General features: G+C 60.9%; 24 protein-coding genes. 18 read left to right on the forward strand and 6 right to left on the reverse strand.

Annotation, left to right across the window (positions count from 1 at the left end):
* Positions 1 to 42 precede the first annotated feature (42 nt).
* Positions 43 to 717, reverse strand: a complete 675-nt coding sequence (locus BSY238_RS02660) for a PEP-CTERM sorting domain-containing protein (RefSeq protein ID WP_069040402.1) — start codon at positions 715 to 717, stop codon at positions 43 to 45.
* A 238-nt stretch (positions 718 to 955) separates the two neighbouring features.
* Here BSY238_RS02660 and BSY238_RS02665 point away from each other — a divergent pair, with 238 nt between their 5' ends.
* The 13 genes from BSY238_RS02665 (at position 956) to BSY238_RS02705 (ending at position 13,828) form a co-directional block, all read left to right on the forward strand.
* Complete coding sequence (locus BSY238_RS02665) at positions 956 to 1,678, forward strand: DJ-1/PfpI family protein (protein ID WP_223300240.1); 723 nt, start codon at positions 956 to 958, stop codon at positions 1,676 to 1,678.
* Positions 1,679 to 1,700: 22 nt separating this feature from the next.
* Positions 1,701 to 3,062: a CmpA/NrtA family ABC transporter substrate-binding protein gene (locus tag BSY238_RS02670; protein WP_069037786.1), complete on the forward strand. Its 1,362-nt coding sequence runs from the start codon at positions 1,701 to 1,703 to the stop codon at positions 3,060 to 3,062.
* Positions 3,059 to 3,910 (forward strand): nitrate ABC transporter permease, encoded by an 852-nt coding sequence (ntrB, locus tag BSY238_RS02675; RefSeq protein ID WP_069037787.1) that lies wholly within the window; start codon positions 3,059 to 3,061, stop codon positions 3,908 to 3,910. Before BSY238_RS02670 ends, ntrB begins: the two co-directional genes overlap by 4 nt.
* Before the next feature lies 1 nt (position 3,911).
* Positions 3,912 to 4,775 (forward strand): ABC transporter ATP-binding protein, encoded by an 864-nt coding sequence (locus tag BSY238_RS02680; RefSeq protein ID WP_069037788.1) that lies wholly within the window; start codon positions 3,912 to 3,914, stop codon positions 4,773 to 4,775.
* A gap of 30 nt (positions 4,776 to 4,805) precedes the next feature.
* A complete protein-coding gene (cynS, locus tag BSY238_RS02685) occupies positions 4,806 to 5,249 on the forward strand; it encodes a cyanase (RefSeq protein ID WP_069037789.1) in 444 nt (147 codons plus the stop codon).
* A 227-nt stretch (positions 5,250 to 5,476) separates the two neighbouring features.
* On the forward strand, positions 5,477 to 6,568 hold the full coding sequence (locus tag BSY238_RS17925) for a DUF262 domain-containing protein (protein ID WP_083223890.1): 1,092 nt from the start codon (positions 5,477 to 5,479) through the stop codon (positions 6,566 to 6,568).
* Positions 6,569 to 7,081: a hypothetical protein gene (locus BSY238_RS17930; RefSeq protein WP_083223891.1), complete on the forward strand. Its 513-nt coding sequence runs from the start codon at positions 6,569 to 6,571 to the stop codon at positions 7,079 to 7,081. It abuts the gene before it with no gap.
* A gap of 952 nt (positions 7,082 to 8,033) precedes the next feature.
* Positions 8,034 to 9,560 carry a hypothetical protein gene (locus tag BSY238_RS18255; protein WP_150123864.1) on the forward strand — a complete coding sequence of 509 codons (1,527 nt, stop codon included), beginning with the start codon at positions 8,034 to 8,036 and terminating at the stop codon, positions 9,558 to 9,560.
* 157 nt (positions 9,561 to 9,717) lie between these two features.
* Positions 9,718 to 10,797, forward strand: coding sequence for an IS5 family transposase (locus tag BSY238_RS02690; RefSeq protein WP_069037790.1), 1,080 nt, complete (start codon positions 9,718 to 9,720; stop codon positions 10,795 to 10,797).
* 305 nt (positions 10,798 to 11,102) lie between these two features.
* A complete protein-coding gene (locus BSY238_RS18260) occupies positions 11,103 to 11,462 on the forward strand; it encodes a hypothetical protein (RefSeq protein WP_150123865.1) in 360 nt (119 codons plus the stop codon).
* Between the two features lie 388 nt (positions 11,463 to 11,850).
* The gene (locus BSY238_RS02695) at positions 11,851 to 12,546 is read left to right on the forward strand and encodes a PEP-CTERM sorting domain-containing protein (protein ID WP_069037791.1); all 696 of its coding nucleotides are present in this window, start codon (positions 11,851 to 11,853) and stop codon (positions 12,544 to 12,546) included.
* 458 nt (positions 12,547 to 13,004) lie between these two features.
* Positions 13,005 to 13,388: a hypothetical protein gene (locus BSY238_RS02700; RefSeq protein WP_069037792.1), complete on the forward strand. Its 384-nt coding sequence runs from the start codon at positions 13,005 to 13,007 to the stop codon at positions 13,386 to 13,388.
* Positions 13,388 to 13,828, forward strand: coding sequence for a DUF2846 domain-containing protein (locus tag BSY238_RS02705; RefSeq protein WP_083223892.1), 441 nt, complete (start codon positions 13,388 to 13,390; stop codon positions 13,826 to 13,828). Before BSY238_RS02700 ends, BSY238_RS02705 begins: the two co-directional genes overlap by 1 nt.
* Positions 13,829 to 14,147: 319 nt before the next feature.
* On the opposite strand, the gene BSY238_RS02710 is transcribed toward BSY238_RS02705, so the two are convergent.
* Together BSY238_RS02710 and BSY238_RS02715 are read right to left on the reverse strand one after the other, a co-directional pair.
* Positions 14,148 to 14,819, reverse strand: coding sequence for a glycine-rich domain-containing protein (locus BSY238_RS02710; RefSeq protein ID WP_069037794.1), 672 nt, complete (start codon positions 14,817 to 14,819; stop codon positions 14,148 to 14,150).
* A gap of 24 nt (positions 14,820 to 14,843) precedes the next feature.
* Positions 14,844 to 15,629 carry a hypothetical protein gene (locus BSY238_RS02715; RefSeq protein ID WP_069037795.1) on the reverse strand — a complete coding sequence of 262 codons (786 nt, stop codon included), beginning with the start codon at positions 15,627 to 15,629 and terminating at the stop codon, positions 14,844 to 14,846.
* Positions 15,630 to 15,980: 351 nt separating this feature from the next.
* On the opposite strand from BSY238_RS02715, the gene BSY238_RS18645 reads away from it, so the two are divergent.
* Both BSY238_RS18645 and BSY238_RS02725 read left to right on the forward strand, forming a co-directional pair.
* Positions 15,981 to 16,127 carry an excalibur calcium-binding domain-containing protein gene (locus BSY238_RS18645; protein WP_223300241.1) on the forward strand — a complete coding sequence of 49 codons (147 nt, stop codon included), beginning with the start codon at positions 15,981 to 15,983 and terminating at the stop codon, positions 16,125 to 16,127.
* Between the two features lie 154 nt (positions 16,128 to 16,281).
* Positions 16,282 to 17,283, forward strand: a complete 1,002-nt coding sequence (locus tag BSY238_RS02725; RefSeq protein ID WP_069037797.1) for an Ig-like domain-containing protein — start codon at positions 16,282 to 16,284, stop codon at positions 17,281 to 17,283.
* A gap of 594 nt (positions 17,284 to 17,877) precedes the next feature.
* Here the strand turns inward: BSY238_RS02725 and BSY238_RS02730 are convergent.
* Complete coding sequence (locus tag BSY238_RS02730; protein ID WP_069037798.1) at positions 17,878 to 18,885, reverse strand: AraC family transcriptional regulator; 1,008 nt, start codon at positions 18,883 to 18,885, stop codon at positions 17,878 to 17,880.
* A 48-nt stretch (positions 18,886 to 18,933) separates the two neighbouring features.
* On the opposite strand from BSY238_RS02730, the gene BSY238_RS02735 reads away from it, so the two are divergent.
* Complete coding sequence (locus BSY238_RS02735) at positions 18,934 to 19,932, forward strand: class I SAM-dependent methyltransferase (protein ID WP_223300242.1); 999 nt, start codon at positions 18,934 to 18,936, stop codon at positions 19,930 to 19,932.
* Between the two features lie 393 nt (positions 19,933 to 20,325).
* On the opposite strand, the gene BSY238_RS02740 is transcribed toward BSY238_RS02735, so the two are convergent.
* On the reverse strand, positions 20,326 to 21,522 hold the full coding sequence (locus tag BSY238_RS02740; RefSeq protein ID WP_069037799.1) for a DUF1501 domain-containing protein: 1,197 nt from the start codon (positions 21,520 to 21,522) through the stop codon (positions 20,326 to 20,328).
* Between the two features lie 39 nt (positions 21,523 to 21,561).
* On the reverse strand, positions 21,562 to 23,385 hold the full coding sequence (locus tag BSY238_RS02745) for a DUF1800 domain-containing protein (protein WP_069037800.1): 1,824 nt from the start codon (positions 23,383 to 23,385) through the stop codon (positions 21,562 to 21,564).
* Positions 23,386 to 23,651: 266 nt separating this feature from the next.
* On the opposite strand from BSY238_RS02745, the gene BSY238_RS02750 reads away from it, so the two are divergent.
* Positions 23,652 to 24,257, forward strand: coding sequence for a DUF502 domain-containing protein (locus BSY238_RS02750; RefSeq protein WP_069037801.1), 606 nt, complete (start codon positions 23,652 to 23,654; stop codon positions 24,255 to 24,257).
* An 87-nt stretch (positions 24,258 to 24,344) separates the two neighbouring features.
* Positions 24,345 to 24,884: a c-type cytochrome gene (locus BSY238_RS02755; RefSeq protein WP_069037802.1), complete on the forward strand. Its 540-nt coding sequence runs from the start codon at positions 24,345 to 24,347 to the stop codon at positions 24,882 to 24,884.
* The last annotated feature ends 81 nt before the right edge of the window (positions 24,885 to 24,965 follow it).

Here is a 24,965-nt window from a genome sequence, read left to right on the forward strand (position 1 = left end):
GGTGCGACCGCCTGGTCGCGATCCGCTCGTCGCCCGGGGCGGTTACGCGCGAGAACGCCGACGGCCCAGACCGCCGACCAGGGCGAGCCCGGCTGCGAACAGGGCCCAGGCGCCCGGTTCGGGCACTGCGGTGACGGTCAGCGAAATGTTGTCGATGCCGGTATTGAAGCTGTCCGGGCCGAAACGCAGCACGAGTCCATTGGCGCTAGACACGCCGGGCATGAAGCTGAGCGGCGTCAGGCCGGCGTCGAAGGCGCCGGAGCTCCACAGCGTGGCGCCGGTGAGCAGATCGAGCACGACAGCCGATGAGCCGTCATTGCGGTTCAGGTAATCTCCGAAATCCATCGAGTTCAGCGTGACGATTTGACCGCCCCCGGGCGTGAAGGTGAATTCAGCGCTGTACTGCGAAGAATTCAAACCACCCCAGGCAACATTCACCAGACCGCTGTAGCCCTCCGCCCAGAAATTCAGGCTCGGTGCAGACGTTTGACCGGTGCTCGCCAGCACTGTTCGATGCGACACGTCGAGCACGCCGGCGATATCGCCGTAGCTCTGGCCGATGACCAGGCCGCTCGTGCAGACCTGGTTACCGTCGTTGCCGCAGATGTTGCCGGAAAAATCGAGCAGCACATTGGTTGCGGCCGCAGCCGGTGCGGATGCCAGCAGCGCGGTCAGTCCGAGCCTGGCAAGCAGGGTCGGAATCCGGTGACACGTCATGAAGCACTCCTTGTTGGCCTGAAGGTGTGACACGCCAGCAAAAAGCAGGCCGCAGCCCGCAAGTGATTGAAATAATTACGGTTCGCCCACCCTGTTGCGCGCGTGCTGTAAAGTCGGGCGACACGCCTTCTGCATGCACTGTAGTGCACGCACTACACGACAATCACATCTGTCGTGATACCGGGTCGGGTCGTGGCTGCCTAGCATGGACACCATGAACCGGCCTGGAGACCTCCCGATGATGTCGCAACGCAAGCGCGGCTTCCGGCTTGGCATCTATGTGTTCAAGGACGTCGAAATAGTCGACTTCACCGCGCCGCACGGCGTGTTTTCGGTGGCACGGCGGTTCGACCCGGAACTGGACGTGTTCCTGATCGCCGATGCGATGCGCCCGGTGCAGGCGCAGGCAGGTTTCACCGTGCTGCCCAACTACAGCTTCGCCGACCAGCCGGCGATGGATGCCTTCCTGATTCCCGGCGGCGCCGGCACGCGGCAGGAAACCTGGAACACCCGGCTGCACGACTATATCGATGCGCTGCCGCGCACCTGCCTCCTGACCAGCGTGTGCACCGGTTCGTGGATCTACGGCCACATGGGCCTGCTCGACGGCATTCCGGCCACCAACCGCAAGGAACCCGACCGGCTCGAAGCGTCGCACCTGGGCAAGGTGCCGATCGACCGCCTGGCCGAAATCGCGCCCGCCTGCCGCATTTCGCGCGCCCGGGTGGTGGATGCCGGCCGCATCGTGACCGCCGGCGGCATCGCCTCGGGCATGGAACTGGGCTTTCACCTGCTGCGCCGCGCCGGCTACGACGAAAGCTTCATCCGCGACGTGGCGCGCTGCATGGAATACGCCGCCGCCTACGACACCTACGCGCACGACATCGAATACGCACCCAATCCCGTCCCCTGCCTTTCTCCGGCCGCACCGCTTTCCCAACCCGCCCCTTTTTCCCAGTAAGCCCCCTCCGAGGAGATCGTCCATGAGCACATTCAGAAACCCGTTCGACGCCAACGTGAAACTCAGCGGCTGTTCGTGCGGGCGTCACCACAGCCAGGCCGAACACGAACAGGCGGAGCTGCTGTCGGAAGAAGCCATGCTCGACCGCGTGGTCGAAGGCGCGGTGATGCGCGCGCTGTTCCCGCACGACGAAACTCGCCGCAACTTCATCCGCGCCGTCGGCACCAGCACGGCGATGGCGGCGATCTCCACCTTCCTGCCGCTGGGCACCGTGAAGGACGCCTTCGCCTCCCCCGGTCCTCTCGAAAAGACCAAGCTCAAGGTGGGCTTCATCCCCATCACCTGCGCCACGCCCATCATCATGGCGCACCCGCTGGGCTACTACTCGAAGCAGGGTTTGGACGTGGAAGTCGTCAAGACCGCCGGCTGGGCGGTGATCCGCGACAAGTCGCTGGCGAAGGAATACGACGCCGCCCACATGCTGTCGCCGATGCCGCTGGCGATTTCGGTCGGCGCCGGCTCGAACCCCATCCCGTGGACGATGCCAGCGGTCGAAAACATCAACGGCCAGGCGATCACGCTGTCGGTGAAGCACAAGGACAAGCGCGACCCGAAGATGTGGAAGGGCTTCAAGTTCGCCGTGCCCTTCGACTATTCGATGCACAACTACCTGCTGCGCTACTACCTGGCCGAGCACGGCATCGACCCGGACGCCGACGTGCAGATCCGCTCGGTGCCGCCGCCCGAAATGGTGGCCAACCTGCGCGCCGGCAACATCGATGGCTTCCTCGCACCCGACCCGGTGAACCAGCGCGCGGTGTATGACGGTGTGGGCTTCATCCACACGCTGACGAAAGACATCTGGGAAGGTCACCCATGCTGCGCCTTCGCCGCCAGCAAGGAATTCGTCACCACGATGCCCAACACCTACAAGGCACTGCTGCGCGCCGTCATCAGCGCTACCGCCACGGCCAGCAACCCGGCCAACCGCAAGCAGATCGCCGAAGCGATCGCGCCGGCCAACTACCTGAACCAGCCGGTCACCGTGGTCGAACAGGTGCTCACCGGCACCTACGCCGACGGTCTCGGCGGCATCCAGAAGGTACCGGGCCGCATCGGCTTCGAGCCCTTCCCGTGGGAATCCTTCGCCGTGTGGATCCTGACCCAGATGAAGCGATGGGGCCAGATCAAGGGCGACATCGACTACCAGAAGATCGCCAAGGAAGTGTTCCTCGCCACCGACGCCGCGGCGCTGATGAAGGAAGTGGGCCTGCCGGTGCCGACCAGCACGACCAAGAAGTTCTCGGTCATGAAAAAGGAATTCGACCCGGCCAAGCCGGAGGAATACCTGAAGAGCTTCAAGATTTCGAAGGCGAATGCATGACACGCAACAAACCCTGGCTGGCACCGCTGCTGTCGGCCCTCTTCTTCGCGCTGTTCGTCGGCGTGTGGTACCTCGCGACCTCGACCACGGCGGCCCCGGTCGCCGGGCCGGCGGTCGACCCCGAGTACGCCGCGCTGCTCGGCGCGCAGGCGGCGACCGGCGGCCAGTCGGCCATGCCCGGCCCGGGCGAGGTGGCGGCCAAGATCTGGGAACACGTGAAAGACCCGTTCTACGATCGCGGCACCAACGACAAGGGGCTGGGCATCCAGATCGGCTACTCGATCGCCCGCGTGCTCGGCGGCTACCTGCTGGCCGCGCTGGTGGCGATTCCGCTCGGCTTCCTGATCGGCATGTCGCCGCTTGTATACAAGGCGCTCGACCCCTTCATCCAGATCCTGAAGCCGATCTCGCCGCTGGCCTGGATGCCGCTCGCGCTCTACACCATCAAGGACTCGGGCATTTCCGCCATCTTCGTCATCTTCATCTGTTCGCTGTGGCCGATGCTGGTGAATACCGCGTTCGGCGTCGCGTCGGTCCGGCGCGAGTGGCTCAACGTCGCGCGCACGCTGGAAGTGAAACCGATCCGCCGCGCCTTCCTGGTGATCCTGCCGGCGGCCGCGCCGACCATCCTGACCGGCATGCGCATTTCCATCGGCATCGCCTGGCTGGTCATCGTCGCGGCCGAAATGCTGGTCGGCGGCACCGGCATCGGCTACTTCGTGTGGAACGAGTGGAACAACCTCTCCATCACCAACATCATCACCGCCATCCTGCTGATCGGGCTGGTCGGCATGCTGCTCGACCACCTGCTGGCCTGGGTCGCGCGCGCCATTTCGTGGAGAGAGTGAAATGACCCAGCCCTTCCTGAAGATCGAAGGCCTGAAGCGCCAGTTTCCGCAGCCGGGCAACCCGAACCCCGACCCGGTGTTCGAAGACGTGCATTTCGGCATCGAGCGGGGCCAGTTCGTCTGCGTGCTCGGCCACTCCGGCTGCGGCAAGACCACCATCCTGAACATCCTCGCCGGTCTGGATGAAGCCACCGCCGGCCACGTCATCATGGACGGTCGCGAAGTGCGCGGCCCGTCGCTCGACCGTGGCGTGGTATTCCAGGGCCATGCGCTGATGCCGTGGCTGTCCGCGCTGAAGAACGTCGAATTCGCCGTGCGCAGCCGTCACCCGGAATGGAAGCGCGAACAGGTGCGCGAGCACGCGGTGAAATACCTCGAACTGGTGCACCTGGGCCAGGCGCTCGACAAGAAGCCGGCCGAACTGTCCGGCGGCATGAAGCAGCGCGTCGGCATCGCGCGGGCGTTTTCGATCGAACCCAAGATGCTGCTGCTCGACGAACCGTTCGGCGCCCTCGACGCACTCACGCGCGGCAGCATCCAGAGCGAACTGATCGGCATCGTCGAAGCCACCAAGCAAACCGTGTTCATGATCACCCACGACGTGGACGAAGCCATCCTGCTGGCCGACCGCATCGTGCTGATGACCAACGGCCCGCGCGCCAAGATCGCCGAAATCGTCGTCAATCCGATGCCCCGGCCGCGCGACCGCGAAACCCTGCACCAGCAGCCCGAGTTCTACCCGCTGCGCAACCACCTGGTCGACTTCCTCGTGAAGCGCTCGCGCGCCTTCGCGCCCGGCGCCGACTGGGATCCGAAGAACCCGCCCCTCGTGTACCCCGGCGCGCCCGCCCGCGCGGCCGCCTGACCCACCCTCAACCATCCGAAGGAGAAGCACATGAAACGCGAAGACGTCACCGACCTCATCGTCGAAGCCAAGGTTGCCAAGGGCCTGAAGTGGGCCGACATCGCCAGCGCCATCGGCCTCAGCAAGGAATGGGTCACCGCCGGCCTGCTCGGCCAGATGACCTTCACCGCCGAACAGGCCGCCATCATCGGCAAGATGCTCGACCTGCCGGCCGACGCCGTCACGCAACTGCAGGTCGTGCCCTACAAGGGCTCGCTGCCGACCTCGGTACCCACCGACCCGCTGATCTACCGCTTCTACGAACTGATCAGCGTGTACGGCACCACCTTCAAGGCCCTCATCCACGAAGAATTCGGTGACGGCATCATGAGCGCCATCGACTTCAAGATGGACCTGGCAAGGGAAGCCAACCCGGCGGGGGATCGGGTCAGCATTACGATGAGCGGGAAGTTCTTGCCGTACAAGACGTACTGATCGTACTGATGCGAAGTGCTTGACCGGCGCCGCAGGCGCGGGTCATATTGAGGCCGCATGACCCGAGGAGGGCATGCGGCTTTTTCTTCACCAAACTTATTCGATCGCGCAACGTGGGCCGATAAGTCGCATTCTCGTGCAGCTCAATCAGTTGAGTGCACATCATCGAAATCGAACGCTATGAGCTTTGCCGCGTTGATTGTTGTGATCACTAGATAAGGGCACGTATGTCTCAAGAAAAGGAAATCGCTGTTCAAGAGGCCACTTTTGTACAGGAAGACTCTGAACCGCCAGTTCCGCCGCAAGATGTAGTTGCGTATAACGAACTCAGGTCATGCGCAGATCTCTTTCGCATGTACAGAAACAAGAAGCTAGAGATACAACCCGACTTCCAACGCGACGTTGTTTGGAAACAGGATGATCAGTCAAGATTTATTGATTCACTAGTAAAGCAACTTCCAATTCCCAGCATGTGCTTCAGCCTTGACTACAAAACTCAGCAATGGAAGGTTATTGATGGCCTTCAGAGAATGAGTTCAATCATTCGCTTTCTTGGGGACGCTCCTTGGAAACTAAGTGACCTGTCGGATATCCATCCTCGCTTGCGTAGCGCAACAAATAATAGCCTCAGGGACGGCGATGAGGAACAAAAGAAACTTTATGCACTTGTTGAGGACGTATCGATTCCAGTAACTGTCATACGATGTGATTACTCGCAACCCAGTCACATGTTATATTTATTTACCATATTTCATCGCCTAAACTCTGGGGGCGTTCGTCTTACAAACCAAGAAATTCGAAATTGTATATATAGCGGCTATTTTAATAACCTACTCAAGAGCTTCGATAAGAGCAACGCGGATTGGATAGCCGTAAAGAAGCGAATATGGGGTTCGCTAGATCGATTCCGTTCAATTGAAGTCTTGCTAAGGGTACTCGCACTTTCAGAAGAGAGGGCAAAATACGACGGAAATCTAGCTAGATTTTTGAACGACTTTATGCACCGCTCTACGGGAAAGTCAAATGACGAATCCGACGCCCTTTTGGATCAATTGAAAAAAACAGTTTTTTACACCCGGCAAGCTCTCGGCAAAGAAGGGCGACGAAAGCTGCCGTTGGTTCTCGTCGAGGCATTAATGGTTGGCCTCTACTCGAATCTTAGTTCAATCACCAATTCATCTTCACCGGGGGCATTACAAGCCGGGTATGCCAAGATGGTGGGAGATGCATCTTTTTCTGAGAGTGCGCGCTATGCGGTAACCAGCGTCGACAATGTTCGCACTCGCCTAATAGTCGCGGTGAAGGCGTTTTCGGCTTAAATGGCTGCCGTAGAAGCAACACTTAAATTGCTAGACGCGTGGTACAACGAACCCACACAGGGGGGTGATCGCCCTAAGCTTTTATCGAAGCTCTCCGTTCTCGAATTATGCGGATGGCTGGAGGGGGAGTTTGATCGCCTTGCGCTAGTTGTCGACGAGATTTCTTTAGGCGCATCCGATTGGGTGAAGCAGAATATTCTAGACAGTACAAACGGTTTCTTGTACGACCAACATTGGAGAAAAATGTTGGTACAAATAGTCGGGGAATGTTTCGCTCGCCGCATCGAAATAGAAATGGAGGATCGATATCCAGGCTCCTTATCGCAGATGAAAAGCCTTCTTGGAGGGTTATGGAAAATCCGCTGCGAATATGCGCATGCAGACATGACGGCCAACGCTATATCGATGAAGAGCTTTAGCGCGCCTAGCTGGTCGACCAATCAGTATCGATTACTACGAAAGCTATTGGGTCAGTACGAAGCAGTTCTAAGAGACGTTCTCTCCGACATCTAGAGGGACATACCACGAAGAGAACAATGGAGGACATATCGTGAGGATTTTCCGCGACAAGGACTCAGGGAGCTGACCGACATCCGCAGCCGTAAAAAATAGGGGACGATGGCGATGTACCACGACCAAAGTATTGGTTTTTAACACGTGGGCTCTCCCCAATGGCGTTAGGAGGCAACATGGAAATCAAAGAAAAATTCGTTCTCTTTGTACAATCTGCACACCATCATCATTACCACACGCGACGATGATGGAAGCGTTGAAATAAGAGAAGTATAGCCATATAGCTATCGCCCAAAAGCGGTGATAAGAATTTCTTCTGCCATGAGATAGCGAAAGGTCGAATTCGAACGTTCCACTTTTCACGCTTCATTTTAGTGGAATAAGCACACCATCTACTTACCCCGCGCTTGCCCGTTGAGGTTTAACTACGGTGGTTTCGTGTCTGGCCACAATGCGCATAGTCATTGCATCGATGTCCGTGGCGATAGCGAGTCACAGGCTGAAATCCCGTCAAAGTTCTAACTCTGCGTTCGAGGCAGCCCCAGCGAAAAGCTGTGCCGGCACCTCAACTCACGTTAGCGGCAAAAGTTTCGAGTGATCATCGAATTCGACGGCGCCATGGAACAAGAAAAGCAATTGGGGATGCAGAAACATTTCCCCGCCTCCCAAACCGCACGGGAGTGCGGGTCGTAATCGAACAGTCGCGGCGCCATTACAACTTCGTACGACCACGCTCTGCACTGAGCCACCTAACCCAAGCGCAATTCGTCGACCTATGTCAGGTAAGGACCACAGAGACGACTCCCTCAAGTAATTCAATATATGTAGAATCGGAACAGGTCAATATCCTGGCCAGAGCCCATATGCTTATATTAGTACAATCGATTAAGAGCGCGCCGATATTCGCCACCCCCACTCTTCTGAAGCATTTAAGATAAACAAAGGACTACAAGTGGACAAAGAGAAAGAGAGGTCGAGCTCATTCGAGAGAAATAAAAAACTCAAACAAATTTCATATATTCAAGCATCAATTATCATATTGACGCTATTCTTGGCCTTTGAAGAATACCGCGAAAAAGAAGATAAATTTCTTTACTTTATTTCAGAAACAATAGGGGCGGCACTAGATGAACCAGCCAAATCAAAGTTCAACGTCCTACTTGGAGTCAGTTTTGATCATGGGACGGAGGTTAATCTGATTTCAGATACTGTAGAACTAGCACCGATACACAAACCACGAGAATTATCTAAACTCGAAGCAACAGCCCATGCACTTACTTACTGGAGCAGGGATCAACCTAGCTTGGCTCAAAGATCATGGGCGCGATTCGAATTAGAGTCGTCATCATTGCCAGGGAAGGTTTACGCAACAATTTTTCTTCCGCCACCCATGTACGATTCCCCCTTCTTTACTCTAGGACCATCCACTGGCGAAATAGACGATAAATGCTCGGATGAGTTGATACCCATCGCTTTGTCTAAAAGAATAAATATTATAGAATCTGAAATCATAAAATCCTTCCCCATACGCCCTTCAGTTCTAATAAATCCAATTAATCAACAAAAAAAGCCAGAAATTATTCGCCCAGAAAGAATCCCCTACTTTCCAATTCGAGCAGGATTTAATGTAACGTGGCAGCCATTTGCAGAACGCACGGCTTTGCTCCCATCACCCACGAAGTATCTTACCAATGATACCAGTCGTGAAAAATCGAACAAACCTGCCTTCGAAAATCGCAGTGTAAATATTCGCTTCTTCGATTGGACAATAGAATCTCAATATTCTAACTATCAAAATCTCGACACCAACCTCCCCTGCGAGGAGCAAATCACTCTTAAAGCAACCTCAAGCACGGGCGTTTTTTTGTCAGCTCACTCAGCAAGTGATCTCAGAGCACGATCTCACATGAAGTTCTCCGACCCGACCCATTCACAATTAGGACTTCAACTATTGTCAGAAAAAAAGAGCAATATTCGCGCTCCAGTCGCAAACAGCAACCTAGGTTATTCAAATTCAATTCTTGCCTTTTCAGTCATCTCGCTAGTACTTGGCTTGAACTTTGGCAGATTGGCTAGATTTAATTTGCTTGCAGGTGTTGCACCACTATCGAAAATTCACAAAAATACCAGCGGATCAGTCACCAAGCTCGACAGACTCGTAGTATTGTTTCTAGAGAGCAATGCTAGAATGGTGGTCTATATAACCGGGGCTTTAGCCACTTTAATTACCCCATTGATTTATATTGTATCAAATTTTTTTTCCACCGTTTATCCGTTGAGTCTTCTTTGCGGTGAAGGATTTTGCACGCTTGCAGTTTTGGAAAAACTTGGAGAAGCTTTCTTAAGCCATTCCTTACAAGATTTTTTCGGACTTCTCATTGTCATCATAGGGATGGTCCTCTCAGTAAATAATATGGCTTTGCTTATGAATCCGTATTTTTCGGAGTTAAAGAAGCAGAAGTCGCAGTGGCAGCTTTGAAAAAATTAAACAAAGAAACAGAAAAATAGACGGGAACAATAGAGGACAGACCCGATGCCCTTAGCAGGCTGGTGAGAAACCCCGCCCCTTTTTTCCAGGCGCGGGTTTTGCGGCAGACTTCCCCCTCGAATCGTCCTTCTACTTTTCCAGATTTTCTATGCGCGGCCAAGAGAATCCCCAGACGTCGATGTTCAGCTACGTGAGTCTTGAGCAACGTGTTCCGAAGGACCATCCGCTGCGCGCCCTGCGTGCGCTGGTCGACGGCATCCTCGCGAACATGAGTGCGTTGTTCGACGAACGCTATTCGCATACCGGCCGCCCGTCTATCCCGCCCGAGCAGTTGCTGCGCGCTTTGCTCCTGCAGATCCTTTTCACCATTCGCAGCGAGCGCCAGCTCGTCGAACAACTCGACTACAACCTGCTGTTTCGCTGGTTCGTCGGCCTGGGCATGGACGATGTGGTGTGGGATCGCACGGTGTTCAGCATCAACCGCGACCGGCTGCTCGACGACGACATTGCCCGCCCGTTCTTCCGCCGCGTGCTGCATCTGGCGCAGTGGCAGGGTTTTGTGTCGGATGAGCACTTCAGCGTCGACGGCACGATGATCGAGGCCTGGGCCAGCCACAAGAGCTTCGTGCCCAAGGACGGCAGCGGCCCGGACAAACCAGCGGGGCGCAACCCCGAGACGAATTTCAAGGGTGAGAAGCGCAGCAACGCCACGCACCACAGCACAACCGACCCGCAGGCGCGGCTGTACAAGAAAGGTGAATTCACCGAGGCGAAGTTGCGCTACATGACGCACGCGCTGTCGGAGAACCGCAACGGACTCGTCGTCGATGTCGAGAGCACGCAGGCCACCGGTCGCGCGGAGTGGGAAGCGGCGATCCGGATGGTGGATCGCAGCGTGCGCAAACCGGGCGCCACGGTCGGTGCCGACAAGGGCTACGACACCGCCGAATTCGTCGGCGAACTTGAGCGTCGCGGGATCCGCGCGCATGTGGCTCGAAAGGTCACCGGCAGCGCGGTCGACGGACGTACCGCGCGCGGCAAGGGTTATGCGATGAGCCTGAGGCGTCGGAAGATGATCGAAGAAGCCTTCGGCTGGATCAAGACGGTGGGCGGTCTGCGCAAGACGCGGCACAAGGGACTGGAGAAGCTGTCGGGGCAGGCGCTGTTTGCGTTCGCGGCCTACAACCTGACCAGACTGCTGAATCTGATGCGGCAGGTGGCCGCGTAAGGACAAGTACGTCCGCCGCTTGGCGAGCGGCGGAATGCAGGGGTGAAAGAACCCTGAATCAAGAGCCACGGCGCACTTCCGGTGCCGGAAAAAATGAACGGAAGGCCGTGATCCGGAAGGATTCAAGGGTTTCTCACCAGCCTGTTAAGTTAGCGATTTCAGACGTTCTGTTAGGTACTGAAAGGAAATGACAACCGACGGTCCCTGTACGCAGACCACGACCCTCTTGGGCTTAACTTAACGGCATAGGGTCTGTCCCCTTTTGACGCTATCACCGTCGCTGGCGCATCGAGGAGTGCTTCAAGGTGCTCAGGTTTCGTCTTGCGGTCGAGCACTTCTCGGGAGAACTACGCGATGCCATCCGTCAGGACTTCAGCGCTAAGGTCTGGTTGAGCAATCTGGTTGCAAGCTTCGCCTATCTGGCTCGTTCGTGCCAACCCGAGCCAGCACGCGAGCGCTTCACCCCGAACCTGAGCTACGCCATGACCACCGTTGGTGCCGCATTGCCGCGCCTGCTGCGATGCCTCGCCAGACCTGGCGCCACCTTGCGCCAATTGCTCAAGCTCATTTCCAGTGCGCTTGAAGCGCCGCGGCCGGATCGATCCTTTCCAAGGAACAGGCAACCCGTCAAACCCGCTCGCCTTCGTGCGTACAAACCAGTTTGAAACGATGCTATTGACTTAAATTAACAGTTGGGCGTTTCCCCGGTTGGTGCAGATAACGTCTGGCGCCATATCTTTATGCTAGTGTTTCGGCATGTCGATGACGGCTGGCTACTGCAGGCGCCGTCCGCTTGTTTCTGATTGAATCAACTCTGCATGAGACTACCCACTCGTAATGGAAATATGGCTTCGCGGGCGGTGCACATTGCGTCCAGCGCTGCACGCCGCCTGGTTGAGCAGCTCCCGCTGCCCTCACGGCGAGAGCTTGAGTTGATTCATCAAGGTACTGCGCCGTTCGTGTCGAAAAACCCCGTTTGAATCTGCCGCATTTCATGTGTGTCACCGTCCCTTGCCTGTCACTACCAAACTTCCAGAAAAGGCATCGCCAGTTATGAAGAAAATCACCGTCCTGACGCAGGCTCTCGCCGCAGGTCTGATATTTGCCGGCCAGGCAAATGCAGCGGTATACGAATACGTATTTCAGGATAACGTTGTCGTATTTCCGTTCTCATCGACGGATATGAGTCAGAACATTACGGAGCGGTTGAGTGCGCCCTTCCTGAATATGACGGTTACGGACACCACCAACGGCATTGATGTGAGCATCAGGATCAACGAATCCTTCTCAGGATGGCTGGATTCCATGTTTCTCGACCATATGCCAGGGCTGGGCTTCGGCACTGCCGTGCATTATCGGCCGGCCTCTTCGTCCTCCGTTCCACCGAGTGAGCCGTACTTCTATTCCGTCCCGGATGGCATCGATTCGCTCGGTACGGCCTATGACATTTCCGCCTGGACGCCAATCTCGACCATCCTTGGGTTCTCCTACGGCAACGCGTTTGGAGACAGTTTGACCGTCCATTTCCGCAATCTGCCTGAAGAGATATCAGCCGCGAATTTCACGCCGAAATATCTGCAAGTCAGGGAGACGTCATGGGGAAAGGCCAGCAATGGACAAGCCTTTGTGCTGGCAAGTCCGATCGCAGCCGTTCCTGAGCCGACCTCCGCCGCGTTATTGTGTGCCGGCATCGCTTTGATTGGCTGGTCTGCCAGGACAAGATTTTCCCGTACCGACAGGCAGCGCTGAGATCCGCCGCGTGACAGCGGGTGGCAGACCGTTTTTCGATCTTGAACGTTGACGATTGAAAAATTCGGACTGTCGCCTGCAGTCTGGGCAACCTCAGTGGCAACTTCACGTTCGGGCCACCTTTTCCCTGCGCGCCGCTCGCCGGGATGGCTGGCCAGGCAGCATCAGCCTTGGATTCCACGCCCACGGAGACGTGCGTGGCTCGCATCCCGGAAGGCTTGCTGTACTGGCTCTGGTGCTGATCGACGAACTGCCCGAAGTGCGCTTTCCGCCGTCGCCCCGACCTGCGGATCCTTACCGAACACGGAGAGGGCGCGCCCTCTGCGCACGTTCGATTCAGTGGGTTGGCACTCACTCGCTGAAAGCAATATTCTTAGCTGCACGTGCTAATCTCCGCGCCCTGTTCCGATCGACCCATACAGCATCTTATGGTTTTTCCCCGTCACACCGGATACGGCATGCGCATGCACGGCTGCCTGGCCATTTCGCTGCTCACGCTTGCTGCGTGCGCATCTGAAGTACCTCGTCATCCCGCCCGTTTCGAACCTGCGATTGAGGTTGTGTCGATGCGCAGCGTCGATCGCGAAATCGAAGTTCGCCTGAGTACCGGCTACACGCGCGTACTTGCATCAGGTTCGCGCTGGCGACAGGTCGGCGCAATTTCCGAGGGGGGCGTATATGCGTCGAACGGAAGCACATTTTCCGTCGAAGGTGCGCATGTCCACGAAGCCTATCTCGTCGTGAAATCCGGACGACTCGTCGGATTCTATCTTCCTGTGGAGCGCGCATTTTCGCCCCTGTCTCCCGATCAAAACCCAACGCTCTGGAAGGAGTACGAGTAATGCGCAGTACGTTTCAAATGATTGTCGTTGCCACCGCAGTGCTGGCCGGTTGCGCGTCCGGTCCGCGTTATGCGGAGGTCAGGCCCTCGATGCCAACACTGGCAGATGGCCAGGGGCGCATCCTGTTCTATCGGACAGGCAATGTTTTCGGCTCCGGCATACAGCCTGATGTGAAACTCAACGGAAAGGTTGTCGGCAGCGCTCAGCCGGGCGGATTCTTTTACATGGACGTGCCGGCCGACAATTACGAGGTCGTGCTGTCGACCGAAGTCGACAAAAAGCTCACTTTTGCGCTTGGCGCGAACGAAGAGAAGTGCGTGCGGCTTTCGGTTGGACTTGGCGTAGTGGTGTATCGCGTCTATCCCGAGATGGCGACACCTGAAACGTGCGAGAAGGAAATCCCCGAAACCAGTTTCATCGGACAGGCGAAGGGGAAGTAAGCCCTCGCGAGCTGGACGGACATGCGCCGCCATCTGATGGCGCACGTTGCAGGTTCGTCCATCGCCCGCACCTCAACGACCGACGAGGCCATCGCCGGCCCGACTCGCTAAGTCAGCGGGATCGACACGGTTTTCATGCTGGCCATCAGAAGCCAGCGCAAGGCGGGCGTCCGGTCGCGACGGGCCAATGGGAAGCGTCGCAACATGACGTCCTCGACGCCCGCAAGCGATCCGGCGCCGCGGCCACTGTCAGCACCACAGTCAACACTGCCGGCAGCCCTGCTTCATGCGCACCCCATCCGCAGCAAAGTGGCAGCGCTCAGTCGCCGCCGCAACCGCCTCCGTCACCGCCCCCGTCCGACCCACCGTCGCCGAAGCCGTCGGTGCTGCCGTCGACGCCGTCGCTGCAGAAATCGCTGCCGCAGTAGGGCGTGCTGCCGCTGTTGTCCGCGCCCGCCCGGCGCACGACGCCGCAGTCCGGCACGTAACTGAAGCCGCCGGCGATATTCAGCTTGGCGTCCAGCGCGAACAGCAGCGGCAGACGGCTCGGTGCGCGCGGGTCGATGTTCTCCTCGCGGCAGGCGAACCACCAGCAGCGGCGCAGGCCCGCGTTCTTCAGCCGGTCGTCGGTCAGCACCACCGCTGGCGTGTGGTGCAGGAAGCGGCCGAAGCCCTGGCGGCAGAAGCTGTCGTAATTCTTCGTGCACAGAATGAATTCGTGCCACAGGTCATCCACCACCTGACTGGGCATGGCCACGAATTTGCGGCCGCTCTTCAGGTGCGCGAGGAAGAACTGCCGCAGCCCGTTCGCCACCAGCTGACAGTCCTTCAGCGACAGTTGCGGGTGACGCGCACGCAGCTTTTCGAACAGTCCCTTGGGCAGTTCGGCATGGCGGATATGCGCTTCGCGGCGCAGCGCGACATAGCGGAAGCGGAACACCAGCGCCACGCCCAGGAGGGCGACGGCTAGGACGATCAGCAATGGATGCATGGGCGGGTGTTCGAGCTCTACGCTTCACCCTGCCTTCGGCACGACTGCGCTTCCCTGCAGCAGGTGTTCGCTGCCCGGGGGAAGGTGGAAGCTGCTCTTGAAATTCGCGTTCCACAAGGTATTCAGGGTGGCGCTCTGGTTCTCATCCAGCTCCCCGAACACCTCGGAATCGACCAGCCGTTCCGCCGAGATGATGGTCGGCGACACGATCTGCGCACCCGAGAGCACCTCGAAAAATGCCAGGCCCGCGTAGATGCCGCTCTGGCCGCAGTGCGGGACCACCTGGATCACCGCCGGCTCGTTGCTGGTGTCGACGTTGCGACCGATCAACAGCAGCCGCGACTGGACCGGAAATCCGTAGTACTTGTATTTCATCGTCCGGCCGGCGCTGGTCCTGTACTGAAAGGCTGCGTGCAGGTAACCCGGCAACTCCAGGTTTCCGAAATCGAAATCCCGATACACCCAGATCGACTTGCCATCCCGCACGGTCAGCAGATAGCCATAGAACTTCTTCCGCAGCGGCATCAGCTCCTCTTCCTTGGAACGCCAGGGCACGACCAGAAGCTCGTTGATCATGCGCAGCACCCCCTCGAAGGGCGCCGGCGAAAAAACCTGGGTGATGACGGACGTGAGCCCGAACGCCAGCGTCACACTGCCGACCGACGTGAGTACTTTCTGGACGAACGAATCGGGTACGAAGTGCGCCAGCAGCAGAATGAGGAACCCGACGATGAAAAGAAGGGAAAGGCTGAACAGCTTCTGACGCTTGTCGCGCAAAGCCACCACTTCGGTCGACGCACTTTTGCTCATGAAAACCTCGGGAAATTGCGCCTTCGAGTTGCCAAGGCGGGACTTCGGTTCATCGTTCTTTTCTAGCGCGCAATGCTGACGTGCGCGGCCGCCGCGTGGAATGGTAACGGCGGCAGACCCCGGGGTTCAAACGATTTGCAGGCATGTTTGCGCATTCGGTCTGCAAGCGCTGCGGGAGCTGTACCTGTGGGAGCAGAGACCTGTGGGAGCGGCGGCCTCGCCGCGATATGCACTCTGCAATGCGACCATCGCGGCACTGATCGCGGCGAGGCCGCCGCTCCCACAGGCGGCTCCCACGAAAACCAGCGCGAAGCGCCGCCCTGGCGGCACGGCTTCGGTTCAGACACATCGTTGAAGCGTCGCTGCGACGGCCGCCAGCACTGCAGTCAGATGACGTCGTGCGACGAGGCGACCTTCTTCATCAAGAACTGTCCGGACACGAAGACAGACGGTGACCGCGACGGCGTGCCGTGCCAGGAGCAGTGGTGCAGCTTCTGAACTGAAGTTTCTCTCGCCGGCGCCATCGTCCGTTCGACTGAGCGAAATCTCGCACGGCCGCCCAATGCGCCCGGCTTGCCCACCGCGTGGCAACCGATGATCATGGAACACGGCAGAGGTCACCCTGATTTCTTCCGCCACCGGGATCCCACTGATGAAAGCGACCACCGTACTTGCGAGCCTGCTCGCGTGCAGCACCTTCAATGCATTCGCCGTCACGCTGCCCCCTGAACCGGTGGCGCGCGACGACCTGTTCGAACTGACCGGCCTCACGCTCAGCATTTCGGCGCCCGGCATTCTGGCCAACGACAGCGGCACCGGCGTGATCGTCAGCAGCTTCTTCGATCCGGGGTCGGGCACGCTGAACAACCTGCTCACCAGCGGCGCCTTCCTGTACACGCCCGAGCGGGGCTTTTCCGGCATCACGACGTTCGACTACTCCATCCTCGACGCGTACAGCCGCTCATCGAGCGCCACGGTGACGATCGATGCCAGCACCACGCTGCCGCAGGCACGCGACGACTATTACACCTTGAGCGGCCTGACCCTCAACGTTTCGGCGCCGGGCCTGCTGGCCAATGATCGCGGTGGCATTGGCGAGGTCGTCGTGGCCAGTTTCTTCGATCCGACCTCGGGCACGCTCGACAGCGTGATCACCAACGGCAGCTTCAGCTACACCCCGGAGTACGGCTTCGCCGGTGTAGCAAGCTTCACCTACAGCAGCCTCGACGAGCTTGGCCGCAACGCCACCGCGACCGTGTTCATCGATGCGGCGGCGTCGATTCCGGTGGCGTTCGACGACACGTTCTCGGTACTCAGCGGCGGAACGCTCGACATCCTTGCACCCGGCCTGCTGGCGAACGATCGCGGCGGCATCGGAGAAGTCATGGTTTCGAGTTTCTTCGATCCGAGCAGCGGTACGCTGGCCAGCGTCTTCACCGATGGCAGCTTCCGCTACCTCGCCGATCCGGGCTTTGCCGGGCTGGCAACCTTCCAGTACTTTTCAATCGACGAGCTCGGCCGCACGAGTTCGGCGCTGGTCAACATCAATGTCGTGGCGGTACCCGAGCCGGGCACCTGGGCGATGATGCTCGGAGGCCTGGCGGTCATGACCGGCTTCGCAGGTCGCCGGCGCAGGAGGGCGACGAAGCACTGATTCTCGCAGGCACGTTCAGGGGATCGGTCCTCTACACGGTGGCACCGCATGTACGCGGCAGCCTCGTGTAAGGGGTCGGTCCCGTAGAAGGGCAAGCGGCGCGCGGATGTGGCCGCTGGTCACCACGGCCGCACGAGCGCCAACCTCCGGCTCGCGACGAACGCATTACCGCCAAGGTGGCGCTCGGAGGCTGCAACCGCTGCGCCGACGCATGCAAGCCGCACGTCGATCATCACGCCGAATGCAAGGCCTGTCACGATGCGTGCCAGGACTGCATCAAGGCGTGCAAGACGCTGACCTGACGCTGACCTGAGGATATCTATGACCTGCCGCAGCCGGCCAACGCTGCGCCGCTGGCTACTGCGGAAGCTGTTTCTGTGGGAGCAGCCTTTGTAGCAGCAGTCTCAGAGGGAGCGGCGATCCACGGCTGGCCCTGTATGGCCAGCCGGCTTTGCGGGCGGCGAGCAGTGCTCGCCGAAACCCCCGCTCCGATCTGTGCTGCGATGGCCGCATTGCGGAGTGAAAACAGGGGATGGACCGCGTGTTACGTCGCCCCCGGTTTTCTGTCGCCAGCTCCCAAGCCTGTTTCCTGCGCTAGCCCGCCATGCGCTGCGCACGCCGCCATTTCGCGGGGGGTTGCCCGGTCAGGCGCTTGAACGCCCGCGAGAACGCCGCCTCGGATTCGTAACCGATCTCCTGAGCGACCGTGGCGACCGACGCCTGGCCTTCGCGCATCAGATTGGCACCGAGCTGCATGCGCCAATGGGTCAGGTAGTGCATGGGTGGCATGCCGACGCATTCAACGAAGCGCTCATGCAGCGCGGAGCGCGAGAGGCCGACCCGTCGGCCCAGTTCATCCACCGTCCAGTCCTCTGCCGGGTGCGCGTGCATCAGCGCAATCGCCTTGCCGATGTAGCGATCGCGCAGCGCCGCGAGCCAGCCGCTGCCACCGTTCTCGGGCAAGGATTCAAGATAGCGGCGCGCGGCATCGACAAACACCATTTCGCTGACGCGCTCCAGCACCGCCGCACTTCCGGCCCGCCTGTGACGCGACTCCACGACTGCCTGTTCGAGCATGGGCGCGACCCAGGCGCCGACACCGGTCGACGGAATGTGCAGCATCGGCGGCAAGGCCTGTATCAGCGGATTGAACGGCCTCAGGTCGCAACTGATGAAACCGCACACCAGCGTGATGCTGGCCCGACTGGAGGGCACTTCCGCACCCAAGTCGCACACGCCGTCGTGGAACGCGATCAGGATGGGTTTGGGATCGTCCCGCGTCGTCGCGCGCCAGGATTGATCGCCCCCGGCCGCGCGCATGCCGGGCGCGCTGGAGAGCACGTGGGCATCGCCACGCGGGAACATGACGATGTCCCCCGCCTGCAGCGGTGTCGGCGCCTCGCCATTCATTCCTGCCCAGCCGCCGCCACGAAGGATCATGTGATAGGCGATCACATGCTCGGCGCCGGGACTGAGCGCGTCGGCCAGTTCCGGCGACGGTGGCGTTTCCGCCACCCACTGATCGTCACAGCTCACGTAATAGAAGATGGCGCCGCGCAGACGCACACTCGTCAGAACATCCGACAACGGATCGCCCTGCATGATCCCTCCCCGGCGGCGTCCTGATCAATTGCGCGGACACGGGGTCAGGTGATCGCGCAATCGCGGAGCCGCGAGCAAGTTTCAACGACATGCGGTGAATCGCCCACCGGCCCGGACATGAAGAATGGCCCCGTCGTCGCACACCGCCAAACGGACTCACCCATCGCACCACGGCGTGCGCGGCGCGCCCCTCAACCCGTGAAGGAGATCGACATGTCAGCCGTAATCGAAACCCACAACACCGCGCCCGATTTCAACGCCATCAAGCAACGGCAGAATGCCACCTGGGCGAGTGGAGACTATGCCGTCATTGGCACGACGCTGCAAATCGTCGGCGAAACCCTCGCCGAGGCCGCCGACCTGCGCGCCGGCGAAAAGGTGCTCGATGTCGCCGCCGGCAACGGCAACGCAACCCTCGCCGCGGCACGCCGGTTCGCCGAAGTCACCTCCACCGACTATGTCGAGGCGCTGCTCGACAACGCGCGCGTACGTGCCGCTGCAGAAGGCCTGCCGGTGCAGTTCCGTGTCGCCGACGCGGAGCGCCTGCCCTTCGACGACGCCCGCTTCGACGTCGTGATGTCGACCTTCGGCGTGATGTTCACGCCCGACCATACGGCGGCGGCCGGCGAAATGCTGCGCGTGGTGCGCTCCGGCGGCCGCATCGCGCTCGCCAACTGGACGCCCGCTGGCTTCATCGGACGACTGTTCAAGATCATCGGCGCCTACGTGCCGCCGCCGCAAGGCGTGAAGCCACCCTCGCTGTGGGGAACCGAGCCGCACATCGTCGAGCTGTTCGGCCCCCGCGCAGCAGAACTGCGTTGCGAGCGCCGGCACTTCGTCTTCCGCTACCGCTCGGCCGCCCACTGGCTGGAGGTTTTCCGCACCTTCTACGGTCCGATCCACAAGGCCTTCGGTGCCGTGACGCCGGACGTCCGCCCGGCACTGGAGCGCGACATCCTGGCCCTGCTGGACGAACTCAATGTCGGCGGTCCGGATGCGCTGGTGGTGCCTGGCGAATACCTTGAGGTCGTGATCACCCGGGCCTGACGGAATGCGCACGTGAGACGGACCACGGAGCACGCCCGGCGCGCGCAGTCCGCCACCGCCGTGGCGTCCCGCGAATGCACGACGGCATCCGCCCCGACTGTTCGGTAGTGACTGACATCGTCCTCAAAGCAGCGCCCACTGCCGCGCGAGCAGAACCCGTGACAGCAGCCCCGGTGGAAGCCGCCTCCGTGGGAGGAACCTCTGTGGGAGCGGCGGCCTCGCCGCGATGCGCACTTCGCACAGCGATGATCGCGGCGAGGCCGCCGCTCCCACAAGAAAACTCGATCCGCCTGCCGTGACCCCCTTGCCCCACGTTGCCCCGGCCGGACGCACTTATCGGCGCGACATCGCCAAAAGGACCACTGAGCAAGACGACGAGGCTCCTCCCCCGCTTCAGCCGAACACCGGCACCGGCGCAAAACGGCCCTTGAGTATCGTGTCGGCGGCGCCGACCTTGAGCCAGCCGTCGATGGCGCTGGCGTAGACCGAGCGGAAGTCGGTGGTGTGGACAAGATTGTCGCCCGCGTCCAGCGCGCCCAGGTCGGACGGTGTGCCGTAGTGGCCGCCCTTGACCTGCTTGCCGGCGAAGAACATGACGTTGGCGGTACCGTGGTCGGTGCCCAGACTGGTGTTCTCCGGCACCCGGCGCCCGAATTCGGAAAAGATCAGCAGGCTGACGCGGTCGGCCTGGCCGATGCGCTCCATGTCGCGCAGGAAGCCGTGGATCGAATCCGAGGTGTAGGACAGGAGGCGCTGGTGCAGGTCGGCTTGCTGCACGTGGGTGTCGAACGCGTTGTTGCGGTAGCCCACGTAGTACAGCCGCGTCGGCAGTCCGGCCGCGATGCAGGCCGCGACCTTGGGCAGACCGAGCGGGACGATGCCGTAGTCCTGATTGGTCTTGTATTTCGACCACGCATCGCGCACCGCCAGCGACGATTCGCGCGCGCTCACCGCCACCTGTTCGAGGTAGCGGCGTGACGGGTTGTCCGCGCTGGCCACCGCCACATCGTCGAGCAGCGCACGCGCCTGGTGAAAGCCGCTGCGCACGAAGCGGTCCGGTTCGTCGAACACCACAGGCGTATGCACGCGGCTGCGCACCGCGAGCGACTGCGCGGTGTCGATGTTGAGCAGGTAGTTCGGCACCGGCGCCGGCGACATGGCGTCGGCCAGACGGCCAACCCAGCCGTAGTCGTCACCGCTGTTGGGCGTGGCGGTGTGCAGATAGGCCATCGACGTGAAATGCGAGAACGACGGATTGTCGTAGCCGCAGCCGTGCACGATGGCGAGCCGGCCGTCTTTCCACAGCCGCTCGAAACCGGCCATGCCCGGGTTGAGGCCGAAGCGGTCGTCGAGCTTGCGCACCTTGTCCGGACGGATGCCGATCGTCGGCCGCAGGCGGTAGTAGCGGTCGTCGGCATAAGGCACGACGGTGTTCAGGCCGTCGTTGCCGCCGGACATTTCGAACACCACCAGGATGCGGTCCTCCGCTTCGGCCGCCGCGGCGGCGCGCGCGATGGTGCCGAAGACGCCGGGAATCATCAGCCCGGCAGAGGCCTTCAGGATGCGGCGGCGATTGTGGTCTGTGCTCATGATGCGGACTCCTGCAGCGCGGGCTGCGGTGCTTTCGGTTCAGCCGAGTTGGTATTCGGGCCGGCTCAGCAGCACATGCAGCAGCAGGCGCAGAGAATCTTCGGCGTAGGTTGAAGTGGCCTTCATGTCGCGCGTGCCCAGTTCCCTTTCCAGGAAGGCTGACAGCTTGTGCCGCGTTGCCGCGTCGAGCTGCACCGACAGGAAGCGGCGTTCCAGATAGGTGACCACCTCTTCCGGCGTGCTGCAGCCGGCGTTCAGCACCATGCCGGTCAGATCCAGCCGGGCCACTGTGCGCGAGATAGGCTTCACGCGCTCGACCGCCATCTGCCAGCCGCGATAGCTGCCATAGCGCGTATTGAAGTCTTCGTCGCGGTCGCCGCTCAGGGTCGACATCGCCATCATTTCCATGCCGCCATCGGCACCGCCGGGTTTGGTGGCGGTGGTCAGATCGAGGCCGCTGCGGATGCGCTCATGCACGTAGCGGATTTCATAGCCGGCCTGCGCGGCCGGATAGCGATCGCCGGGAATGTAGTTGATGTCCGGCAGCGCCACGTCGAGCACGAAATTTCCGCGCTCCAGCAGCAGCCCCGGCGTGATCCAGCTGCGCCCCTGCGCCCAGCCGGCCACCGTCGGCGGATGCATCAGGCGCTGACCGAGGGCGGCCGTGGTTTCGTTGAAGTCGGGCACGCCGGGCACTTCGGTGAGGCCGAGCTTGCGATAGGTGGACACCACCAGTTCGACCGGCCCCTTGATGTGCGTCGCCACCGACTCGGGCGCATGGAAATCGCGCGACATCAGCAGCATTTCGAGGAAGGCCGCGATGTCGTAATTGACCGCCTTCAGCCTGCGGCCCAGTTCGTCGGCCAGCGCCGGATCGACGTCTTCGCGCACGAAGTGGCGGTACAGCTTGCTTGCCAGAAACCGCGGCGTGACCGGCTGGTCGAGAATGATGTCGATCACCTGCACGCCATCGAAGTTGCCGCGCCGGCCGAGCACCTCCTTGGCGGCGTCATCGTGCTTCGCGGCATCGATGTGGAAGGCGACACCCTCGAAGTTCCAGCCGGTGAAGGCGCGGGCCGCCTCGCGGATGTCGTGCTCGCTGTAGTGCCCGACGCCCATGGTGAACAGCTCCATGATTTCGCGGGCGAAGTTCTCGTTCGGAGCGCCCTTCACGTTCACGCCGGCATCGAGGAAGGCGAGCATGGCCGGGTCCTGTGCGACCCCGATCAGCAAGGTGCGGAAGTTGCCCAGGCCCTGGCTCTGGAACAGCTCAAGCTGATTCAGCATCTTGCGGTAGTCGCGCACCTTGTCTTCGTTGGTGGCGAAGTGGCCGTGCCAGAACAGCGCCATCTTCTCCTGCAGCGGGCGCGGCGAGGTGAGCATGCGGTTCGCCCACCAGTAGGCGACGCGGTCGGTTTCGAGCTTGCTGGCGCGCAGCCAGTAGAAGAACTTGTTCACCACCGGCTGCATGCGACGGTTGCCGCCGTCCTTCACGCGGACACCGATCACCTCGCCCTTGTCGCGGGCGGCATCGGTGGTGGCCGGCCGGCTGGCCGGGAACGGGTCCAGCCCCTCTTCGAACACGCCGGAATGATCGAACGGCGGCAGTTCGGCGGCGGGCGCGCCTTCGAAGTACACGAGGCGGCACACCGCCTCGGCGGGGGTCAGGCGGGCGAATGCGTCGATCTCGTCCGGCGTGCCGCCGAAGCCGGCGCGTTCGAGCAGGTGAGCGGCACGCGCACGGCTCCAGTCGGACGGACCGATCGGGGCCAGATCTCCTGCAAACGGCGATGCGGCCGACGTCTGGGCGCTGAACAGAACGATCGCGAAAGCAACCAGCGCGGTCTGGGGGAATCGGGACATTGCGTGCGCTTCCGGAACAGGACGGCACACAGGCTAGACCTGACCCGCGTGGCATTTCCAGAGCAGTTCGCCCCGATGCGACTCGGGATTTTCTTGAATTTTTCTGACTCCCGCTGCCGAGTACCGGGCTGCGCGACTTTCGGACACCTGCAACGGACGCGCCGGGCCCGTGATGGACCTGCAGCTCGGCGCCCCTCGCACAGCGGCCTGCCCCCGGTTTCCCGGCACGCGGTATGCTGCGCCGCAACCCGTCCTGACTGCCCGCCATGAATCGCCTCTACCAGTATTTCTTCCGTGGCCTGATCACGTTCCTGCCGGTGGCGCTGACCGTTTACGTGCTGGTGCTGTTCGTCACCTGGACCGAGCGGCTCGCGATGTCGATGATCCGGCCGATCATCGGCGACTTCTATCTGCCGGGGCTGGGCATCGCCATCGGCGCGCTGATGATTCTCGCCCTCGGCGCCCTGGTGTCACAGCGGTTCACGGGGCGTCTGCTGTCATGGGTGGAACTGCCGTTCACCAATCTGCCGGTGGTGAAGAGCATCTATTCCTCGCTGAAGAATTTCGCCGACTACTTCGCCCCGCATGCGGAATCGGCGCAGCAGGTGGTGCTGCTGCGGATGCCCGGCAATGAGATGGGCATCGCCGGTCTGGTCACCCGGCAGTCGATGGCCGGACTGCCTGCCGGCCTGGCCGAACTGGAGGACCAGGTGGCGGTGTATCTGCCCATGGGCTACATGATCGGCGGCTACACCGTGTTCGTGCCGCGCAGCTGGGTGACGCAGGTGGACATGTCGGTCGAAGAGGCCATGCGCATGGCACTGATCGCCTACATGTCGTCGAACCGCGGGAAGCCGGACGCGGCGCCCTGACCGCGCCGTCAGACGTCGCCGACGCGGGGCGCCACGCCGTCAAGGATCGCAGTACCCTGCTCGTCTCGAACCACCGGGAGAAACGCCTTGAAAACCGCTCAACTCATTTCTGCAAGCCTGCTCGCGCTGTTGCTGGGCGCGTGCGGTCAGCCGGCCGAACCCGAACCTGTCGCCCCGCCGCCCGCCGCGGCAACCGCTCCGGTCATTGAAGTCAGCCCGGCGCCCATCGCCGAGGTCACGGCGACGCCGGCGCCGGCCGCCGCCGCGCCAGCCCCTGAACCGGCGCCCGCAGCCACACCCGCGCCGGCCGAGGCACCGACGGCCGCAGCAACCGACGTCGCGGCAGCGGCTGCCGGCGGCGATGTCGTGAAGGGCTGGAAGGCCTGGCGGGCGGCTGCGTGCGAGCGCTGCCACGGTCCGGCGCAAGAGGGCATGGTCGGCCCGTCGCTGATCACGTCGCTGAAGACGCTGTCGAAGGACGACTTCAAGAAGGCCGTGCTCGAAGGGCGCATCGCACTCGGCATGCCCGGCCACCCCTTCCTGGCCGACAAGATCGACGACCTGTACGCCTATCTGAAAGGGCGATCTGACGGCAGCGTCGCGAACGTGCGACCGGAAGGCGCCTGATCGCAGGCGGGGCAGCAGCAGCAGCCCCGCCACATTTTTCAGCATTCAGCCACCTCTGTGGCGCTCAAGTAATGCTGCACG

The organism is Methyloversatilis sp. RAC08, assembly GCF_001713355.1.
In the GTDB taxonomy this organism is placed as follows: Bacteria; Pseudomonadota; Gammaproteobacteria; order Burkholderiales; family Rhodocyclaceae; genus Methyloversatilis.

What these genes read in the sequence shown, in the direction of transcription:
- BSY238_RS02680 (WP_069037788.1), top strand. Translation starts at nt 3,912, where the DNA reads ATGACCCAGCCCTTCCTGAAGATCGAAGGCCTGAAGCGCCAGTTTCCG.
- BSY238_RS02740 (WP_069037799.1), bottom strand. Translation starts at nt 21,522, where the DNA reads ATGAGCACAGACCACAATCGCCGCCGCATCCTGAAGGCCTCTGCCGGG.
- ntrB (WP_069037787.1), top strand. Translation starts at nt 3,059, where the DNA reads ATGACACGCAACAAACCCTGGCTGGCACCGCTGCTGTCGGCCCTCTTC.
- BSY238_RS02700 (WP_069037792.1), top strand. Translation starts at nt 13,005, where the DNA reads ATGCGCATGCACGGCTGCCTGGCCATTTCGCTGCTCACGCTTGCTGCG.
- BSY238_RS02690 (WP_069037790.1), top strand. Translation starts at nt 9,718, where the DNA reads ATGCGCGGCCAAGAGAATCCCCAGACGTCGATGTTCAGCTACGTGAGT.
- BSY238_RS02750 (WP_069037801.1), top strand. Translation starts at nt 23,652, where the DNA reads ATGAATCGCCTCTACCAGTATTTCTTCCGTGGCCTGATCACGTTCCTG.
- BSY238_RS02730 (WP_069037798.1), bottom strand. Translation starts at nt 18,885, where the DNA reads ATGCAGGGCGATCCGTTGTCGGATGTTCTGACGAGTGTGCGTCTGCGC.
- BSY238_RS17930 (WP_083223891.1), top strand. Translation starts at nt 6,569, where the DNA reads ATGGCTGCCGTAGAAGCAACACTTAAATTGCTAGACGCGTGGTACAAC.
- BSY238_RS17925 (WP_083223890.1), top strand. Translation starts at nt 5,477, where the DNA reads ATGTCTCAAGAAAAGGAAATCGCTGTTCAAGAGGCCACTTTTGTACAG.
- BSY238_RS02695 (WP_069037791.1), top strand. Translation starts at nt 11,851, where the DNA reads ATGAAGAAAATCACCGTCCTGACGCAGGCTCTCGCCGCAGGTCTGATA.
- BSY238_RS02725 (WP_069037797.1), top strand. Translation starts at nt 16,282, where the DNA reads ATGAAAGCGACCACCGTACTTGCGAGCCTGCTCGCGTGCAGCACCTTC.
- cynS (WP_069037789.1), top strand. Translation starts at nt 4,806, where the DNA reads ATGAAACGCGAAGACGTCACCGACCTCATCGTCGAAGCCAAGGTTGCC.
- BSY238_RS02715 (WP_069037795.1), bottom strand. Translation starts at nt 15,629, where the DNA reads ATGAGCAAAAGTGCGTCGACCGAAGTGGTGGCTTTGCGCGACAAGCGT.
- BSY238_RS02670 (WP_069037786.1), top strand. Translation starts at nt 1,701, where the DNA reads ATGAGCACATTCAGAAACCCGTTCGACGCCAACGTGAAACTCAGCGGC.
- BSY238_RS02665 (WP_223300240.1), top strand. Translation starts at nt 956, where the DNA reads ATGATGTCGCAACGCAAGCGCGGCTTCCGGCTTGGCATCTATGTGTTC.
- BSY238_RS02745 (WP_069037800.1), bottom strand. Translation starts at nt 23,385, where the DNA reads ATGTCCCGATTCCCCCAGACCGCGCTGGTTGCTTTCGCGATCGTTCTG.
- BSY238_RS02660 (WP_069040402.1), bottom strand. Translation starts at nt 717, where the DNA reads ATGACGTGTCACCGGATTCCGACCCTGCTTGCCAGGCTCGGACTGACC.
- BSY238_RS02710 (WP_069037794.1), bottom strand. Translation starts at nt 14,819, where the DNA reads ATGCATCCATTGCTGATCGTCCTAGCCGTCGCCCTCCTGGGCGTGGCG.
- BSY238_RS02705 (WP_083223892.1), top strand. Translation starts at nt 13,388, where the DNA reads ATGCGCAGTACGTTTCAAATGATTGTCGTTGCCACCGCAGTGCTGGCC.